This is a genomic window from Actinoplanes lutulentus, from assembly GCF_003259845.1.
In the GTDB taxonomy this organism is placed as follows: domain Bacteria; phylum Actinomycetota; class Actinomycetes; order Mycobacteriales; family Micromonosporaceae; genus Actinoplanes; species Actinoplanes lutulentus.
Genome location: NZ_QLMJ01000013.1, coordinates 118,699 through 137,314 on the forward strand (window position 1 = coordinate 118,699; position 18,616 = coordinate 137,314).

Annotated in this window: 15 protein-coding genes; 9 read left to right on the forward strand and 6 right to left on the reverse strand. The window is 70.1% G+C overall.

The window, feature by feature from the left end:
• Positions 1–124: 124 nt before the first annotated feature.
• The 4 genes from B0I29_RS26120 to B0I29_RS26135 all read left to right on the forward strand — a co-directional run bounded on the left by B0I29_RS26120 (position 125) and on the right by B0I29_RS26135 (position 8,752).
• Positions 125–892 carry an LOG family protein gene (locus B0I29_RS26120; protein WP_111651724.1) on the forward strand — a complete coding sequence of 256 codons (768 nt, stop codon included), beginning with the start codon at positions 125–127 and terminating at the stop codon, positions 890–892.
• A gap of 1 nt (position 893) precedes the next feature.
• A complete protein-coding gene (locus B0I29_RS26125) occupies positions 894–1,442 on the forward strand; it encodes an LOG family protein (protein WP_111651725.1) in 549 nt (182 codons plus the stop codon).
• A gap of 84 nt (positions 1,443–1,526) precedes the next feature.
• Entirely contained in the window at positions 1,527–5,375 is a 3,849-nt protein-coding gene (locus B0I29_RS26130; protein ID WP_111651726.1) for an ATP-dependent helicase, read from the forward strand.
• Positions 5,372–8,752, forward strand: coding sequence for an ATP-dependent helicase (locus B0I29_RS26135; protein ID WP_111651727.1), 3,381 nt, complete (start codon positions 5,372–5,374; stop codon positions 8,750–8,752). The genes B0I29_RS26130 and B0I29_RS26135 overlap by 4 nt, the downstream gene beginning before the upstream one ends.
• 6 nt (positions 8,753–8,758) lie before the next feature.
• On the opposite strand, the gene B0I29_RS26140 is transcribed toward B0I29_RS26135, so the two are convergent.
• A complete protein-coding gene (locus B0I29_RS26140; RefSeq protein WP_111651728.1) occupies positions 8,759–9,178 on the reverse strand; it encodes a pilus assembly protein CpaE in 420 nt (139 codons plus the stop codon).
• A gap of 225 nt (positions 9,179–9,403) precedes the next feature.
• Here B0I29_RS26140 and cspE point away from each other — a divergent pair, with 225 nt between their 5' ends.
• Positions 9,404–9,607, forward strand: coding sequence for a transcription antiterminator/RNA stability regulator CspE (gene cspE, locus B0I29_RS26145; protein ID WP_014447450.1), 204 nt, complete (start codon positions 9,404–9,406; stop codon positions 9,605–9,607).
• Positions 9,608–9,781: 174 nt separating this feature from the next.
• Here the strand turns inward: cspE and B0I29_RS26150 are convergent, their stop codons facing one another.
• On the reverse strand, positions 9,782–10,498 hold the full coding sequence (locus B0I29_RS26150; protein ID WP_111651729.1) for a lysophospholipid acyltransferase family protein: 717 nt from the start codon (positions 10,496–10,498) through the stop codon (positions 9,782–9,784).
• A gap of 102 nt (positions 10,499–10,600) precedes the next feature.
• Here B0I29_RS26150 and B0I29_RS26155 point away from each other — a divergent pair, with 102 nt between their 5' ends.
• A complete protein-coding gene (locus B0I29_RS26155; RefSeq protein ID WP_111651730.1) occupies positions 10,601–11,476 on the forward strand; it encodes a hypothetical protein in 876 nt (291 codons plus the stop codon).
• A gap of 53 nt (positions 11,477–11,529) precedes the next feature.
• Here the strand turns inward: B0I29_RS26155 and B0I29_RS26160 are convergent, their stop codons facing one another.
• Genes B0I29_RS26160 through B0I29_RS26175 form a run of 4 tightly spaced genes read right to left on the reverse strand, consistent with a single transcriptional unit; the run spans position 11,530 to position 14,743 of the window.
• Complete coding sequence (locus tag B0I29_RS26160) at positions 11,530–12,477, reverse strand: ABC transporter permease (protein ID WP_111651731.1); 948 nt, start codon at positions 12,475–12,477, stop codon at positions 11,530–11,532.
• Positions 12,467–13,213, reverse strand: a complete 747-nt coding sequence (locus tag B0I29_RS26165; RefSeq protein WP_181557983.1) for an ABC transporter ATP-binding protein — start codon at positions 13,211–13,213, stop codon at positions 12,467–12,469. The genes B0I29_RS26160 and B0I29_RS26165 overlap by 11 nt, the downstream gene beginning before the upstream one ends.
• Positions 13,214–13,238: 25 nt before the next feature.
• The gene (locus tag B0I29_RS26170; RefSeq protein ID WP_111651865.1) at positions 13,239–14,321 is read right to left on the reverse strand and encodes an ABC transporter substrate-binding protein; all 1,083 of its coding nucleotides are present in this window, start codon (positions 14,319–14,321) and stop codon (positions 13,239–13,241) included.
• 8 nt (positions 14,322–14,329) lie between these two features.
• A complete protein-coding gene (locus B0I29_RS26175; RefSeq protein ID WP_111651733.1) occupies positions 14,330–14,743 on the reverse strand; it encodes an RrF2 family transcriptional regulator in 414 nt (137 codons plus the stop codon).
• Positions 14,744–14,965: 222 nt separating this feature from the next.
• Between B0I29_RS26175 and B0I29_RS26180 the strand changes: the two genes are divergently transcribed.
• From B0I29_RS26180 to nudC, 3 genes are read left to right on the forward strand one after another with little or no spacing between them, the layout of a single operon-like run.
• The gene (locus tag B0I29_RS26180; protein ID WP_111651734.1) at positions 14,966–16,273 is read left to right on the forward strand and encodes a M16 family metallopeptidase; all 1,308 of its coding nucleotides are present in this window, start codon (positions 14,966–14,968) and stop codon (positions 16,271–16,273) included.
• On the forward strand, positions 16,270–17,589 hold the full coding sequence (locus B0I29_RS26185; protein WP_111651735.1) for a M16 family metallopeptidase: 1,320 nt from the start codon (positions 16,270–16,272) through the stop codon (positions 17,587–17,589). Before B0I29_RS26180 ends, B0I29_RS26185 begins: the two co-directional genes overlap by 4 nt.
• On the forward strand, positions 17,586–18,557 hold the full coding sequence (nudC, locus tag B0I29_RS26190; protein WP_111651736.1) for an NAD(+) diphosphatase: 972 nt from the start codon (positions 17,586–17,588) through the stop codon (positions 18,555–18,557). The genes B0I29_RS26185 and nudC overlap by 4 nt, the downstream gene beginning before the upstream one ends.
• Positions 18,558–18,616: the final 59 nt, after the last annotated feature.

Consider the following 18,616-nt stretch of genomic DNA (forward strand, 5'->3'; position numbering starts at 1 on the left):
ACAGACGTCGCAGGGCTACGTTCGGTTGCTTCAATCTGGCAAAAAGGTCCGCAGGTCGCAATCCTCTTACCGAAACGCGCCCGGTTATTCACCGGGTACTGACCGTCCGCACTACCTTGGACGCATGACGGACAGCACCAACGGGCGACCGCAGGCGGGTCCGGAGCGTCACCGTGGAGGCGTCACGCTGCGCCGTGACGCCATCCCGCCGAGCACCGCCGACGAGAAACTGCTCGATTCACACCACCGCGGCGAGTGGAAGACAAAGGACGCCTGGCGCGCCCTGCGCATCCTCTCCGAGTTCGTCGAGGGCTTCGACACCCTGGCCGACCTCCCACCCGCCGTCAGCGTCTTCGGCTCGGCCCGCAGCAGCGCCGACAGTTACGAGTGCGAGCTGGCCGAGAGCCTCGGCGCGGCCCTCGCCGAGGCGGGGTACGCGGTGATCACCGGCGGCGGCCCCGGCGTGATGGAGGCGGCTAACCGCGGCGCCACCGAGGCCGGCGGGATGTCCGTGGGCCTCGGCATCGAGCTGCCCTTCGAGCAGGGCCTCAACGACTGGGTCGACGTCGGCATCGACTTCCGGTACTTCTTCGTCCGCAAGACCATGTTCGTGAAGTACGCGCAGGCCTTCGTGGTGCTGCCGGGCGGCTTCGGCACCCTCGACGAGCTCTTCGAGGCGATCACCCTGGTGCAGACGAAGAAGGTCACCCGTTTCCCGGTGATCCTGATGGGCACCGAATATTGGAGCGGCCTGCTCGACTGGATGAAGCGCCGGATGCTCGACGAAGGCAAGATCAGCGCCATGGATCTCGAACTTCTGCAGGTCACCGACGATGTCGCCGAGGCGGTCCGGATCATCGTGGACGCCGACGCCGCCCTCGGGAAACTCTGACATGGCTGCCATCTGCGTGTTCTGCGCCTCCTCCACCACCCTCGAACAGCGCTGGCTCGACCTGGCCGAGGAGACGGGCCGGGCCCTCGCCGGCCGCGGGCACATCCTGGTCTCCGGCGGCGGCTGCGTCGGCATGATGGGCGCCGTCGTCGACGGTGCCCGCTCCGCCGGCGGGCGCACCCTCGGGATCATCCCGCAGCGCCTGATGGACCTGGAGGTCGCCGACCTGGCCTCCGACGAGCTCGTGGTCACTGCCGACATGAGCTCCCGCAAAAACCTGATGGTCGAGCGGTCGGACGCGTTCATCACCCTGCCCGGCGGCCTCGGCACGCTGGACGAGCTCTTCGAGGTCTGGACCACCGCGACGCTCGCCGTGCACCGCAAACCGATGGTGCTGCTCGACCCGGACGGCTTCTACGACGGCCTGTGGACCTGGCTGGGCGGCCTGGTCGACAACAAGTTCGTCCGGCCGGCGGCGCTGGAGATGATTCTGATCGCGCGGACCGTACCCGAGGCCGTCGACCAGATCGAGGCCGCGCTCGCGGCCTGACCTCGTCCTGGCCCGCGTTCGCATTGTGTTCGACCGGTACCTCGCTGCCGAAGAACGTCGTACCGGCGTGCTCTCATAGATGCCGTGAGCACGCCGGCCCCCCAGCCTCCGGTGCGCCGGCCGGCATATCGCCTGGTTCGGCGTCCTCGTCCTGCCGTGCCCGAGTTGCTCGCCGACCCGGTGCAGGAGCGGGTGACCGCGCACGCCGGCGGGCCGCTGCTGGTGGTCGGTGGTCCCGGCACCGGCAAGACGACGCTGCTCGTCGAGTCGGTCGCCGCGCGGATCGCCGAGGGGGTTGATCCGGAGCGGATCCTGGTGCTCACGTTCGGCCGCCGTGGCGCGTCGGCGCTGCGCGACCGCATCGAGGCACGGATCGCCGACGACGCCGGACGGATCGTGCACGAGCCGTTGGTGAGGACCTTCCATGCGTACGCGTTCGGCCTGCTCCGCAGGGCGGCCAGCGAGCGTGGTGAGCCGTCGCCGCGGCTGCTGACCGGCCCCGAGCAGGACCTGATCATCCGGGAGCTGCTGGCCGTCGTCGGTGACCCGGAGGCGCCCGACGAGATCGGCTGGCCCGAGTCGCTGCGCCCGGCCCTGCCCACGCGCGCCTTCGCCCAGCAGCTGCGCGACCTCATGCAGCGTGCCGCCGAGCGCGGCATCGGCCCGGCGCAGCTGGCCCGCCTCGGCGAGCGGATCGGCCGCGACGACTGGCCGGCCGCCGCCCGTTTCCTCCGGGAGTACGTCGCGGTGCTCGCCCTGCGTGACGTCACCACCCGTGGCTCCACCGCCTATGACCCGGCCGAGCTGGTCCGCGCCGCCTCCGGCCTGCTCGCCGACGAGCCGGGCCTGCTGGCCGCCGAGCGCCGCCGCCTCGCCTACGTCTACGTCGACGAGCTGGCCGAGTCCGACCCGGCCCAGATGGACCTGCTCGCCCAGGTCGCCGGCGGCGGCAAGCCGGTCGTCGCCTTCGCCGACCCGGACTCCTCGGTCTACGCCTTCCGGGGCGCCGACCCGTCCCTGGTGGCGGCCTTTCCTGACCGTTTCCGCTCACCGGCGGGCGCGCCGGCGGAGACGGTTGTCCTGCACACCAACTACCGGGTGGCGGCACCGCTGCTGAGCGCGACCGGCCGGGTGGCCCGCCGCATGCGAGGCCCGATCCGCCACCGCCCGATGTTCCCCCCACCGCCCCCGGCCACCGACGAGCCCGAGCCCGCGTCCGAGCCCGAGGCCGCGCCTCCGCCCGCGACCGCACCTGCGCTTGAGGCCGCGCCTGCGGCCGCGCTTGCGCCCGAGCCTGCGGCCGCGCTTGCGCCCGAGCCTGCGGCCGCGCTTGCGCCCGAGCCCGAGCCCGCGCCTGCGGCCGCGCGCGAGCCCGCGCCTGCGCTTGAGGCCGCGCCTGCTGTGGCCGAGGACGCTTCCGGCGACGGGGTGCTGGTTTCTGAGGCGGTGGTGCGGATTTTCCGGTCGCCGGCCGCGGAGACCGCGTTCATCGCTCATGCGCTTCGGGAGGCGCATCTGTTGCACGGGGTTCCGTGGTCGCGGATGGCTGTGGTGATGCGGTCGACCACTCTGCAGCAGCCTTCGGTTCAGCGGGCGCTCACCGCTGCCGGGGTTCCGACCGTCACGTTTGCCGAGGATCTGCCGCTGCATCTGCAGCCTGCCGTCGCGCCGTTTCTGCTGCTGCTGCGGTGTGCGCTTGATCCGGGTGTGCTGGAGGAAGAGGCGGCGGTCGCGTTGCTGCACTCGCCTCTCGGCGGGGCTGATCCGCTTGCCGAGCGGCGGCTGCGGCAAGGGCTGCGGGCGCTCGCCCTCGCGGCCGGTGACCGGCGGCCGTCGGGGGAGCTGCTGGTCGACGCGGTTCGGGACCCGGCCGGACTGGACATGGTGGAGCGTCGCTGGGCGCGGCCGGCCAAAGCCGTGGCGCATCTGATCGAGGTGGCTCGGAAAGCCGCTGCCGAGCCGGGCGCCACCGCCGAGGACGTGCTCTGGGCGGTGTGGCGGGCCAGTGGGCTGGCCGACCGTTGGTACGCGATGAGCACCGGCGCCGCCCCCATGCCGGATCACCGGGAGGCGGGGCGGGCCCGGCGCTGGCGTGCCGAGGCGGCGGATCGTGATCTCGACTCGATGGTGGTGCTCTTCGACGCGGCGGCGCGGTTCGTCGACAGGCTGCCGGGTGCGCGTACCGAAGTGTTTCTCGAACATGTTCTCGGCCAGGACCTGCCCGCTGACTCGATCGCGCCGAGTGCCGACCGGGGTGAGGCGGTCCGGCTGCTGACCGCGCACGCGGCGAAAGGCCTGGAGTGGGACGTCGTGGCGCTGGCCGGCGTGCAGGAGGGCATCTGGCCGGACCTGCGCCTGCGCGGGAGTCTGCTCGGGTCGGAACGCCTGGTCGACGTACTGGCCGGCCGTCCCGCGTCGGGTCCGGCCGCGGTCGCCGGTGAGACGTCGGCGTTGCTGGACGAGGAGCGGCGGCTCTTCTACGTGGCGATCACCCGGGCCCGGCGGCGGCTTGTGGTCACCGCTGTGTCGTCGGCGAGTTCCGGTGGTGTGGGCGGCGAGGAGCAGCCGAGCCGCTTCCTGGCCGAACTGGCGGCGGGCGGCCCCGGCAGCTCCGGCGGCCCCGGCGGCCCGGCCGGCCCGGGCGGCCCCGATGGTTCGGGTGGGCCCAACGCGTCGGGTGGGCCCAACGCGTCGGGTGGGCCTGGCCCTGGTGGCGGCCCGCAGGATTCGGAGCCGGACGATGCGCCCGAGCCTGGCTACTGGGACACCGACCCGGATGACCCGGACCAGGACGCCGTCGAAGCCGATCTTGAGCCAGAGGCTGACGCCCCAGGAAACCCCGAAGACCTCGAAGAAGCCGGTGACCCCGACGACCCCGAAGACCTCGAAGAGACCGCCGACCCCGACGACCCCGACGACACCGGTGACGGCGGGGAGGTTGAGCTTGCTGTCGGGCGGGCTCCTCGGGCTCTCACGCTCGCCTCGCTCGTGGCCGAACTCCGTACCGTCGTGGTCTCGGAAGGGGAAACGCCTGGCCGGCGGCGCGCGGCGGCGGCTGAGCTCGCGAAGCTGGCCGCCGCTGGGGTGGCAGGTGCTCATCCGGACGAGTGGTGGGGATTGCGGCCGCTCTCCGATGACCGGCCGCTGATCGACGAGGGTGATCTGGTCAAGGTCACGCCCTCGTCGATGGAGAGCGCACTGCGGTGCAGCCTGCGCTGGCTGCTGGAACGGCATGGTGGCGCGGCTCCGGCCGGGCCCGCGCAGGGCATCGGCAACCTGGTGCACGCGGCCGCGATGCTGGCTGAGGACGCCAACGCCGATCGGGAGAAACTGGTCGAATATGTGAGCGCCCGGTTCGATTCGATCGAGCTGGCGGCGCGCTGGCTGGCCGGGCCGGAGCACGAGCGGGCTCAGGACATGGTGGACAAGCTGCTGCGCTGGCTCGCGGTGAACCCGCGGCGGCTGCTGGCGATCGAGCACGAGTTCACCGTGCGGCTGGAGGACGAGCAGCGGCCGATCCAGCTGACCGGGCGGGTCGACCGGCTGGAGATCGACGACGAAGGCCGGCTCGTGGTGATCGACCTGAAGACCGGGAAGACCACCGCCGTCGCCGGTGGTGACGTGGCCGAGAACCCGCAGCTCGGTGGTTATCAGGCGGCGGTCGACGCAGGTGCTTTCGCGGATTACGGCAGTGACAGCGGCGGCGCGGCACTCGTGCAGCTCGGGCCGGGCAAGGAGGCCCGCGAGCAGATGCAGGTGCCGCTCTCCGACGCGACGGATCCGCAGTGGGCGTACGCGATGGTGCGCCGCACGGCGGAGACGATGGCCGCGTCCACCTTCTCCGCGGTGGCGAACAGCCGGTGCCGGGTGTGCCCGGTCCGCACGAGTTGTCCAATTTCCGGTAAGGGGCGACAGGTCGTCGAGCCACAATGAGCCAACCCACGCTGTTCGGAGAGCAACCCCCGGCCCGCCGCCGCGCCGACTCCGGGCCCCGGTACACGCCGCGCGAGCTGGCCCGGATGCTGCACCTGCCGCCGCCGACCGCCGAGCAGGAGGCGATCATCGCGGCGCCGGTGGCACCGCTGCTGGTGGTCGCCGGCGCCGGGTCGGGCAAGACCGAGACGATGGCGTCGCGGGTGGTCTGGCTGGTCGCCAACGGGTACGCGCACCCGGGCGAGATCCTCGGCCTCACGTTCACCCGCAAAGCCGCCGGCGAGCTGGCGCACCGGGTCCGTACCCGGGTCGGCCAGCTGATCCGCCGGTTCGGCCGGGACGACGCGTTCGCCGGTGAGGCGACGATCTCGACGTACCACGCGTACGCGGCCCGGGTCGTCACCGAGCACGGGCTGCGCGCCGGTTACGAGCCGTCCGCCCGGCTGCTCACCGAAGCCGCCCGCTGGCAGATCGTCGACTCGCTGGTGCGCACGTACACCGGGGAGATGACCGGGCTGAACCGCGCGCCCGGCACCGTCACCGACGACGTGCTGGCGCTCTCCGCCGAGATCGCCGAGCACCTGACCACGCCGGACGACGTTGCCGCCTGGACCGGCGGTTTCTACGCCGACATCACCGAGTACCCCGGCCGGGTCTACAAAGACGTCACCGACATGCTCCGGCGCCAGCAGCAGCGACTCACCCTGCTGCCTTTGGTACGCCTTTACCAGCAGCGCAAACTCGATCTGGAAGCGATGGACTTCGGCGACCAGATGGCCCGTGCCGCCCTGGTGGCCCGGGACCATCCGGAGGTCGGCGCGGTCGAGCGCGGCCGGTTCCGGATCGTGCTGCTCGACGAATATCAGGACACCAGCCACGCCCAGGTCGTGATGCTGAAGGAGCTCTTCAGCGGCGGCCACCCGGTGATCGCGGTCGGCGACCCGAGCCAGTCGATCTACGGCTGGCGGGGCGCCTCGGCCGGAACGCTGGAGCGGTTCCCCACCGACTTCCCGGACCGGAAACAGCACCCGGCCTGGGTGCAGAGCCTCTCCAAGAGCTGGCGCAACCGCCCGGAGATCCTCGCGGTGGCGAACACGATCTCGGCGCCGCTGCGAGCCGGGGTGAAGGTCACCGAGCTGACCTCGGCGCCCCGGGTGGCCGAGGCGGTCGGCGGCCGGACGGTCACCTGCGCGCTGCTGCCGACGTACGCCGACGAGGCCGGCTGGATCGCCGACTCGATGCTCACCGCGTGGCGCCTGGCCGCCGGCACGCCGGCCGCACCGGCCGGCGAGATCCCGCTGGAAAAGCGTCCGACCAGCGCGGTCCTGGTACGCGTCCGCAGCCAGATCGCGGCGATCGAGGAGGCGCTGCGTGCCCGTGGCCTCCCGGTCGAGGTGGTCGGCCTGGGCGGTCTGCTGGACACCCCGGAGGTACGCGACGTCGTCTGCACCCTGCGTGTGCTGGCCGACCCGACCGACGGCGCGTCCCTGCTGCGCCTGCTCACCGGCGCCCGCTGGCGGATCGGACCGCGTGACCTGGTGTCGCTGCATCGCCGGTCCCGGGCGATCGCCGCGGCCCGGGCACAGGAGCACAGCGACGCCGAGGAAGCGGAGATCATCGCGGACCGTCTCGACGACGCCACCCTGGTCGAGGCGATGGCCGATCTGGGCATTCCGGCGCAGTACTCGGGCCAGGGGTTCGCGCGGCTTCGTGCGTACGGAAAGGAATTGGGTGCGCTGAGGCAGCGCCTGGACCAATCGCTGCCCGATCTTCTCGCGGACATCGAGCGGACGATGGGCCTGGACGTGGAGGTGGCGGTCCGTGGCTGGGCGGCCGGTGACGCCGGGCTGGCCCGCGCGCATCTGGACGCGCTCGGTGAGGCCGCGACCCGGTACACGGGGGAGAACGAGAGCGGCACCATCGCGGGTTTCCTCGCCTTCCTGACCGCCGCCGAGGAGGAGGAGCGCGGGCTGGAACCGGGCCAGGTGGACGTGGTCGAGGGCGCCGTGCAGATCCTCACGGCGCACGCCGCGAAAGGCCTGGAGTGGGACGTGGTGTCGGTGGCCGGGCTCTGCAAGGGCGTGTGGCCGGGCATGTCCCGCGGTTCCGATCACTACCTGGGTGGCATCGGTGTGCTGCCGTTCCCGCTGCGTGGTGACTCGTCCGGGCTGCCCGATCTCGATCTCGAGGACGCGGTCGAGCAGAAGGACGTCGTGGGTGCGCTGACCGCTTTCGGACGTGCCTGGCGGGAACATGACGAGAAGGAGGAGCGCCGGCTCGCCTATGTCGCGGTGACGCGTCCTCGCCGATTGCTGCTCTGCTCGGGTTACTGGTGGGGCGAGAGTGTGAAACGGCCGCGCGGGCCGTCGGTCTTTCTCGACGAGATCCGGGCGGTCTGCGCGGACGGTGCCGGCGTGGTGGACCGGTGGACGCCGGAGCCCGCGCCCGGTGAGTCGAACCCGAGCGAGCAGGCGGTGTCGAGCGCCGAGTGGCCGGCCGATCCGCTGGGGCTGCGCCGGCCGGCGATGGTGGCCGCCGCCGACCTGATCCGCCGGATGATCGAGAGCCCGGACGAGACGGCCGCTGAGGCGTTCGCGGAGCTGGCCGGCAGCGATCCTGAGGTGGCGGCTCGGGCCGGCCTGGCCGCCGATCTGGTCGGGTTGTCCGAGCAGGCGGTGGAGGAGGACTCGGACATCACCCGGTGGCGGAACGAGGCGCGCCTTCTGCTCGCCGAGCGCGTGGAACGCACGACCCAGGACGGCCCGGCCGAGGTCGCCCTGCCGCCGCATCTGTCGGTCTCGCAGCTCGTTGTTCTCCGGCGTGATCCACAGGCCCTGGCGCGATCGTTGCGCCGGCCGCTCCCGCACCGCCCGGCACCGCAGGCCCGGCGCGGCACCGCGTTCCACCTCTGGCTCGAGCAGCGGTTCGGAGCGGGCCGGTTGATCGACATCGACGAGCTGCCGGGCGCCGCCGACGACGGCGCGGCCGGTGACGAGGAGCTGGCCGCCCTGCAGGAGGCGTTCCTGACCGGCGAGTGGGCCGACCGCAATCCGGTCGAGGTCGAGGTCCCGTTCGCGACGACCGTTGCCGGCGTGGTGGTGCGTGGCCGGATGGACGCCGTCTTCGCCGACCCGGACGGCCGGTTCGACGTGATCGACTGGAAGACCGGCCGGCGCCCGAGCGGCGCGGAGGCCGACGCCGCGGCGGTGCAGCTCGCCGCGTACCGACTGGCCTGGGCGGCACTGGCCGGCGTGCCGGTGAGCCGGGTCCGCGCCGGGTTCCATTACGTCCGGGAGCAGGTCACCGTGCGCCCGGCCGACCTCATGGACTCAGCGGAGCTGGCCGAGCTGATCCTCGCGGTGCCCATCGCCGGGTAAAGAGCGTCACTCCGACGCGCTCAGGCCCGCGGCACTCAACAGAAAGATCAGAGCACTTGCGTACGCCTCGTCGGCGCTCGCCTCGGTGAAGACGCGGTCCTCGCCGAGCACGTCGACGCGTACCGCATAGTCGCCTGCCTCGCGTCGCAGCTCGCGGAAGGTTCCGCCGAGGAGCTCCCGCAGCTGGTCCTCGCGGGGCAGCCAGATCGCCTCGTCGAGATCCACATCGTCGAGTGCCCACTCGGTGGTGCCGTTGAATCCGATGACCTGGCCATCAGGTCGATCGTGTACCTGAATCGTCATGTTGCTCAGCACGAAAACCTCGTTGTCGAGGTCGCGATCGGGCACCGCGAACCGGTCGCCGAGCCGCGGTTTCCAGACGAGTCCGGCATCGCTGAGACGCCGCGCCAAATGTGTGCTGACCATGTCCCTGGCCTCCTCCATCATGCTACGCTCGCGAGCGTTGTCAGTTTGGTTCCCAAGTACTCAGGAGCGCCTGTGGGGAAGTCTGCCCAAGGCGCTCTTTGTCGTAACCCGGGTTTCTCCGGTACGGGCGATCAGTACGGCGACACGAGTCCCGCAGAATGCGGGTCTTATTACCTCGTTCCCGTCCATAATGGGCGAGAGCGATCGACCGTCGAGGAGACGATCATGGTTACCGGCGTTGTGAAGTGGTTCAACGCGGACAAGGGCTTCGGGTTCATCACCCCGGACGACGGCGGCGCCGACGTCTTCGCCCACTTCTCCGCAATCCAGATGTCGGGCTACCGCAGCCTGGAGGAGAACCAGCGTGTTGAGTTCGAGGTGACCCAGGGCCAGAAGGGCCCGCAGGCCGCGAACATCCGCTCCGTCTGATTCCGAGCCTGATCGGCTGCCTGGTGTAGCCGTAAGTCTCAAAAGAAATCGGCGTCGTGCCCGGCTGGGTGCGGCGCCGATGCCTTTACGGGGCGCGAAGTAACGGCCCCCGGCGCGACGCGCCGAGGGCCTTGCTGATCTCTTTCGGTCAGACAGACGGGTTAGGCGGAAGGGTTAGACGGAAGCCTGCGGCTGCGGCAGCGGTGCTGTGCCGCCGAGGTGGGCGGGGAGCCACCAGCGGTCGTCCTCGCCGGCCGGCTTGTCCGGGTACGCCCTCTGCGCCTCGTCGAGCAGCGTCGTCAGCCGTTCTTTCAGCAGGACCGTCACTGCCTCGGGGGTGGCGCCGTCCGGCATCTGGATCGGCTCGCCGATCGTGATGATGACCGGCACGTGGCGCTTGGTGAGCTCTTTCTTCCGCCCCTTGGTCCAGAGGCGGTGCGGGCCCCAGACGGCCATCGGGATCAGCGGAACGCCGGCTTCCTGAGCCATCCGTGCCGCGCCCGATTTCAGCGCCTTGATGGTGAACGACTCGCTGATCGTGGCTTCGGGGAAGACGCCGACGATCTCGCCATTGCGCAACGCCTCGATCGCCTCGCGGAAGGCGGCGGTGCCGGCCTTGCGGTCGACCGGAATGTGCTTCATGGCGCGCATCAGCGGACCACTGATCTTGTGGTCGAACACTGCCTTTTTCGCCATGAAGCGGACGAGCCGCTTGGACGGCTGAGCACCGAGGCCGCAGTAGATGAAGTCGAGGTAGCTCGAGTGGTTGCTGGCAAGCACCGCCCCGCCGCTGGTCGGGATGTGCTCGCCGCCCTGGACCTCGATCTTGTTGTCGAGGACGCGAAACATGGTCTTAGCTAGACCGACAACCGGGGGATACACCAGTTCCATGGCAGCACGGTAGCTGAACTTTCTGGGAAAGGCCCAGTACGAGTGGACAATGCCGACAGGCGTACCGGCTCTTGAGACGTCCCGTGGTGTTCACTGGAGAACATGTCGGAACCGAACGCGTGGAGCCGGTCTGGCGGGTCGTGGACGTCGGGCACGGTCACCGCTTCGGGCGTACCCTCGCAAGCCGCGCAACCACCCACGCGGCCGCAGGCGCCGCGCCCTGATGGGGCACGACGGCGCCGGCGGCAGTTGATGATCTTCGGTGGGGTGGCCGGTGCGATTCTGGCGGCCGGTCTGACCGTGCTGCTGATCGTGATCTTCGGTGGGGAGAGCAATCCGTTCGCGGACAAGGCGGCGGCTCCGGCCGATCTGCGGCCGCCGCTGGCACAGGCCTGTCCGGCGCCGGCCACCGCGCCCAGCGCAGCGGCGCCGACGCGGCGGCCCAGTGCCCCGCCGGTGACCGGTGAGCGGACCGTGGACGACGAGGCGGGCATCTCGTACCGGAAGTACGGTTCGCCGTGGCTGGTCTGGGACGACGTGTGGCGGGCCGGGACCCTCGAAGTGCCCTATCGCGTCGGTCAGCACTTCGTGACCGAGTTGTACAGCGGCGGGCAGTACCACGCGTCGATCCTGTCGGCGGCGGTGCCGGCCGCGGACAACGACGCGGTCTCCCTCGACCTGGAATGCGTCGGGAGGCAGGTGGCGGCGGACGTGCGGGCGGAGTACTACCCGCAGCCGAACACGATGGAGTCGCTCCGCGACGAGGTCACCACGCTGGGCGGGCTGCCGGCTTTCGTCAGCGAGTTCCGGCTGAAGTTCCAGGCGAACGGACTGACCGCCACCGAGGAATTCTCCGCGGTGGCGGTCATCGACGTCGGCAAGCCGACGGCAGCGATTCTGTACGTCTCGATCCCGGGAACCCACAAGCAGTTCGACTACGTCGTCGAGGACGTCCTCGAATCGGTGCGACCGCTCTAGCGCGATTGTCACCTCACCGGTTACAAGGCAATCGCCGCGGAGCGAAGCGGAGCCTATGGCTCAGTCAATCCCCAGCGCTTGCGGAGCTTGCCGTCGGCGAAGTTGAAGAGCTGGTCGATCAGGATGCCGATGACCAGGACGACGATGATGTAGCTGATCACCAGGGCGCTGTCGGACAGATCGCGGGCGTTCTGCATCCGGACACCGACCGAGACCGTGCCGGGCACGATGACCAGCAGCTCACCGGCCATCAGGCTGCGCCAGGAGAACGCCCAGCCCTGCTTGAGACCGGAGACGAACGACGGCAGCGACGCCGGCAGGATCAGGTGGCGGTACTGCGCGAAGCCCTTCATGCCCATCACCTGGCCGACCCGCAGCCAGGTCCGGGGCACGTAGTCGATGCCGCTGATCAGCCCGTTCGCCACCGACGGTGCGGCGCCGAGCACGACCACGAACATGATCGCGCTCTCGCCGAGCTGGAAGAGCAGGATGGCGAGCGGGAACCACATGATCGACGGCATCGTCTGCAGGCCGGTGATCAGCGAGCCGATCGCGGCGCGCAGCGGGGCGAACCGGGAGACGGCCGCGCCGATGATCGTGCCGATCAGCACGGCCAGGAAGAAGCCGGTGATCGCACGGGTCATGGTCAGGCGTACGCCGTTCCAGAAGTCAGCCGTGGTGATCAGGTCCTTGAGAACCGTGAAGACGTCGAGCGGCGCCGGAAGAACGTAGATCGGCTTCCACTCGGACAGGACCGTGACCTGCCAGATCGCGATGACGATGGCGATCGCCAGCAGTTTCGGCCAGGTGCTGTTCCAGATGCGGAGGCCGAGCCGGCCCTTTTCCTTCTTGGGGCCGAGCTCCAGCGCGTCGAGACCGCTGACGCGGTCGGCAGCGGCCAGGTCGACGGGCTTGAGGTCCGCGGGAGGCGGGAACGCGCCCGGGTCGAGACCCTGGATGGCGGCCCTGGTGGCCGTCGTTTTGGTGGGCTCAGCTGGCATGGCGGGCGACCTCCGCGCGGAGCCGGTCGGTGATCTCGGCGGCCTGGCCGGAGACCTCGGGGGAGTCGATGCGCCGGGGGCGCGGGTGGCCGATCTTGAAGTCTTCGATCACCCGGCCCGGGCGGCTGCTCAGCAGCACCACCCGGTCGCCGAGGCGGACGGCCTCACGCACGTTGTGCGTCACGAAGAGAACTGTCAGTTCCTGCTCGCGCCAGATCCGTTCCAGCTCGTCGTGCAGGATGTCGCGGGTCATCGCGTCGAGCGCGCCGAACGGCTCGTCCATCAGCAGCACGTCGGCGTTCTGAGCGAGGGCCCGTGCCAGGGCGACACGCTGCCGCATGCCACCGGAGAGCTCGTGCGGGCGCTTGTCGGCGAAACCGTTCAGCCGGACGATGTCCAGCAGTTCCAGCGCGCGCTTCTTGCGCTCGGCCCGGCCGATGCCCTGCAGCCGCAGCGGCAGCTCCACGTTGCCGGCCACCGAGAGCCAGGGGAAGAGCGCGGCCTCCTGGAACATCAGCGCGACGTGCCGCCCGCCGATGTCCAGGGTGCCGCTGGAGATCTTGTCGAGGCCGGCCACCAGCGAGAGCAGCGTGCTCTTGCCGCAGCCGGACGCGCCAAGCAGGCAGACGAACTCTCCCTGCTCGACGTCGAGTGAGATGTGGTCAAGGGCGAGCAGAGCGTTGCTGCCCGAGCCGTACTGTTTCGAGACGTCGTCGATCCGGACGACCGTACTCATGCTCGCCCCTCCCATCAGTGATTCGTCAGCTGGCCGCGGCGTCGCTGACCTCGGGCTGACCGTCTGCCTTGAGCAGCTCGTTCAGCGGACCGAGATCGTAGATGCCCTTGAGGTCGACCGTCTTGAGAAGGCCGACTTCTTCCGCATGCTGGGCGCTCGTGTACAGCGAGGACGCGATCGGGTCGTACGTGAACTTCAGGTTCGCGAACGCGGCGGTCAGGATCTCGGCCTTCAGCGGCTTACCGGTGAGCGACTCGATCTGAGCGTTCGCCGCGGTCTGCGCGTCGGCGCTGTTGTCCTTGATGTACTTGACCGCGTTGATGTGGCCCTGCAGCAGCTTCTTGACCGTTCCCGGGTATTCCTTCAGGAACTTCTGGCTGACGATCAGGTGCGTGGTGACGAACTCCTGGTTCGGCCACAGCGTCTTCTCGTCGACCAGGACCTTGGCCTTGGACTCGAGGATCAGCTTGCTGTAGTTGGGCTCCGGCACCCAGGCACCGTCGATGGTGCCCTGCGCGAACGCCTGGATCGCGGTCGCGTTGTCCTGCGGCAGGACGGAGACGTCGCCGCCGCCGGTGGTGTCGGCGTTGAGGCCGTTCTCCTTCAGCCAGGCGCGCAGAGCCACGTCCTGCGTGTTGCCGAGCTGCGGGGTGGCGATCTTCTTGCCCTTGAGGTCGGCCGCGGAGTTGATGCCCTCCTTGACGACCAGGCCGGCGCCGCCGGAGGTGCTGCCCGCGATGATCTTCAGCGCGGTCCCCTTGGAGGTGGACCAGCCGTTGATCGCCGGGTTCGGGCCGATGTAGGTCGCGTCGATCGCACCGGAGAGCAGGGCCTCGATCGCGGCCGGGCCGGCGTTGAAGGTCTTGGTCTCAAGGGTCGTCGCGGAGCCGAGGGCCTCCTTGAACAGACCCTTGTTCACGCCGACCAGGGCGGGCGCGTGGGTGATGTTCGGGAAGTAGCCCAGGTTGATCGTCTTGGCTTCGGCAGCGGTGCCGCTGGTGCCGGCGGCGGTGTTGTCGTCTTCGTTAGATCCGCAAGCGGCCAGCGCGGTAGAGGCCACAACCGCGGCCGATGCAAGGGCAAGCGCACGTGTGGTGCGGGAGCTCATGCTCACTCCTAATTTTTCTTCACTGAGTTTTGAGAGAGTTCGGCCAGGGTCTTGTGGTCGACTACACCCTCGATGGCCGCCTCGACGGCGATCCACACGTCGTGCAGCGCCGTCGCCGCACCGTGATAGACCGCCGTGGACGTGGGTAGCCCCCGGACGGTGGTGAGGGCACCCCCGACGGCGCGTACCACGTCGCCGACGGTGATCTCCTCGGCCGGGCGGGCCAAGGCGTACCCGCCGTCCACGCCGCGGTGGCTGTGCAACAGCCCGGCGCGGCGCAGATCGAGCAGGATTCCTTGCAGAAAGCTGAGCGGGATGTCCTGGACAGCAGCCAGTCCAGCGGCTTTGACCAGGTGGGGGTGCTCGGCGGTGACCGCCAGCATCGCGCGTACGGCGTAGTCCGTGCGAGCCGATACGTACACGGCTGTCCGCCCCCTCCCGTGAATCCTCGCTATACCTATCTTCTGGATGGGAATAGTGGAACAGATAGGTTTGGTGCGTCAAGCCCTGTGACGGGGGCAACACGTTCGTGGATGGCTCGCAAAGATCGGCGGATCGGGATATCGACGCATTTACTCCGCGTCATCGCCCCGCTACACCGATGACTACCGCGCGGATCCGTTCCAACACGCTAGATTCGTACCGTGGCGCCCAGAATCAAGATCCCCGCGACGAAATATCCGGTCGAGCGATTCACCCTCGGCAACGGTCTGCGTGTGGTCCTCTCTCCGGATCGCAGCGCCCCGGTGGTCGGCGTGGCCGTCGTCTATGACGTCGGCATCCGCAGCGAACCGGAAGGCCGTACAGGCTTCGCCCACCTCTTCGAGCACCTGATGTTCCAGGGCTCGGCGAACCTGGAGAAGCTGGCCCACTTCAGGCACGTGCAAGGCGCCGGTGGCTCCTTCAACGGATCCACCCACCTGGATTACACGGACTACTACGAGGTGCTGCCATCCGGCGGCCTCGAACGCGCGCTCTTCCTCGAGGCCGACCGCATGCGCGGGCCCCGCCTCACCGAGGAGAACCTGCGCAACCAGGTGGACGTGGTCAAGGAAGAGATCAGGGTCAACGTTCTGAACCGGCCGTACGGCGGGTTCCCCTGGCTCAAACTGCCGCCGGTCATGTTCACCACGTTCGCCAACGCCCACGACGGGTACGGCTCGTTCGAGGACCTGGAGAGCGCCACCGTCGAGGACGCACAGGGCTTCTTCGACCGCTACTACGCCTGCGGCAACGCGGTCCTCTCGGTCGCCGGCGACTTCGACGTGGCACAGGCCACCGCGATGATCGAGCGGCACTTCGGCGGCGTGGAGGCGCGCCCCGCGCCGGTGCTGCCGGACTTCGACGAGCCCGGCCTCACCGCGGAGCGGCGGGAGACCTACATCGACCGCATCGCGCCGCTGCCCGCCGTCGCGGGGGCCTGGGGCGTTCCGGACCCGATCGGGCACTTCGACCGTTACCTGCCGTACTCGGTGCTCGCCGAGGTTCTCACCGACGGCGACGCCTCCCGTCTCGTGGAGCGGCTGGTCCAGCGCGACCGGACGGCGACCACGCTCGGCGGCTACATCGGCTTCATGGGCGACGAGTACCAGGTGCGCAACCCCACCGCGCTGCTGCTGCAGGCCCACCTGCCTCCCGGCGGCGACGCCGGCAAGGTGCTGCAGACCATCGACGAGGAGCTCGACCGCCTGGTCACCGACGGCCTCAAGCCCGGTGAGCTGGACCGCACGCAGGCCCGGATGGCGACCCGCCTGCTGCAGAGCACCGACGACGTGCTCGGCCGGGCCCAGCCGATGGCGGTCCTGGAGCTGCAACGCGGCCGGCCGGGTCTGCTCAACGAACTGCCCAAGCTGATCAGCGAGGTGACCGGCGACCAGATCGTCGCCGCCGCGGCCACCCTGCGCCCGGAAAACCGTGCCAGCGTCGAAGTCATCCCGGGAGCTGCCGCATGAGCACGACGATCCTGCCCGACCTGGTTCCGGACGCTGATCTGCACCTGCCTCGCGAGGCGGAGCGCCGGCTGCCCAGCGGCCTGACCGTGATCGCGATCCGCCGCTCCGCGGTGCCCCTGGTCGAGCTGCGGCTGCGGATCCCGTTCGGCCGGGCGCCGCTGGCCCCGGCCACCCTGCTCTCCCAGGCGCTGTTCACCGGCACCAGCACGCTGTCGAGCATCGACATCGCCGCCGAACTGCAGGCCGTCGGCGGCAGCCTGGCTGCCAGCCACGACCCGGACCGGCTCCTGATCAGCGGCAACGCGCTCGCCGACGGGCTGGACCGGACGCTGGAACTGCTCGCCGGTTCGCTGACCGACGCCACGTACCCGGTCGAGGAAGTGGTGACCGAGCGCGAGCGCCTGGCCGACCACATCCAGGTCGCGCTCAGCCAGCCCGCGCACCTGGCCCGGGTCGCGCTGCTCAAGCGGATCTACGACACCCATCCGTACGCGGTACAGACCCCGACGCCGGACGAGATCCGTGCCGTCGAGCCGGCCGCGGTGCGCGAGCTGCACGCCGAGCGGGTCCGCCCGGCCGGCGCCACTCTGGTCCTGGTCGGCGACATCGACCCGGACCAGGCCATCGACGTCGCGGAGAAGGTGCTCGGCGGCTGGACCGGCGCCGCGCCGGACGGCGTCATCCCGCCCACCCCGTCGATCGCGACCGGCCCGCTGCTGCTCGTCGACCGGCCCGGCTCGGTGCAGTCGTCGCTGCGGCTGGCGTTGCCGGGCATCACGCGTACCGACCCGGACTACGCCGCCTTCTCGGTCGCCAACCTGATCTTCGGCGGTTACTTCTCCTCCCGCTGGGTGGAGAACATCCGGGAGGACAAGGGCTACACGTACGGCTCACACTCGGTGATCGAGCACTTCGTGGCCGGTTCCAGCTGGGTCGGCGCTGCCGAGGTCGCCACCGAGGTGACCGGCCCGTCGTTGCTGGAGACGATCTACGAACTGGGCCGGATCTCCAGCCTCCCGCCCGGCGAGGAGGAGCTGGAGCAGGCCCGGCGCTACGCCTTGGGCACGCTGCGCCTCGGCATGTCCACCCAGTCCGGGCTGGCCGGCCTGGCCAGCATGTACGCGGGCTTCGGCCTGCGCCTGGACCACCTGCGCGAGCACTCGGAGAAACTGGCCGCCGTCACCCGTGAGGAGGTCTTCGCGGCCGGAGCGAAATACCTCGCACCCTCGCGGGCGGTTACCGTTGTCCTCGGCGACGCCGACAAGATCGAGTCGCAACTGTCCGTACTGACGGCCGTGGAGCGCAGCACAGAGTGACCGAACCTGAACAGCCAGACCTGGGGGAGCAACCCGGTACCCCGCCGCTGGCCCGTACCACCCTGGACCGTGCCGCGCACCGGCGGAAGGACGAGGCCTGGCTGGCCGACGCCTGGACGCGCGGCCTGGTCCTGGTCGTCGACCTCGCCAAGGGCGGCCGTGCCCTGGTGACCGACCGCCCGGACGACGGCGTCGCACTGATCCTGGTGCCGTCGTCGCAGGCGCCGGACGCCGCGCAGGAGCCGTGGTTCCTCGGTGTGGACGCCGGCGGCGTCCCGATCTGGACCGTGGACGCCCCGGTCGAGGCGACCGGTGACCAGCGGGCGGCCACCCTGCGCGAGATCGGCCATCTGCTCGACGACCGGGACGCCGGCCTGTTCACCGCGGCTGCCGCACTGGGCAACTGGCATCGCAGTCACGGGTTCTCGCCGCGTACCGGCAAGCCCACCACGGTGGTCGAGGCCGGCTGGGCCCGTGCTGACGACGAGGGCCAGCTGATGTGGCCGCGTACCGACCCGGCGATGATCGTGCTGGTGCACGACGGTGTCGCCGGGCCGGCCGGTCGCTGTCTGCTCGGGCACAACGCGTCCTGGCCGACCGGCGCGGACGGCGTACGCCGGTTCTCCTGCCTCGCCGGTTACGTGGAGCCCGGGGAGTCGTCCGAGGCCGCGGTCGTCCGCGAGGTGCACGAGGAGGTCGGGATCCGGCTGAGCTCGCTGCATTACGTGGGCAGCCAGTCCTGGCCGTTCCCGGGCTCGCTGATGCTCGGCTTCCACGCGGTCGCCGACCCTGGTCAGCCGTTCGTGCTCGACCCGGAGGAGATCGACGAGGCGCACTGGTTCACCCGGGACGCGATCGCCAAGATGATCGCCGGCGGTTACATCGATCCGGAGAGCGGCGTGCCGATGAGCCTGCCCATGCGGTCGTCGATCGCCTTCTATCTCGTCGAGAAGTGGCTGCGGGGTTAACAGAAACTTTTTCTGATTCGGTGGCAACCTGAGTGGGGTCCCGCAGCGTCTTGGATACA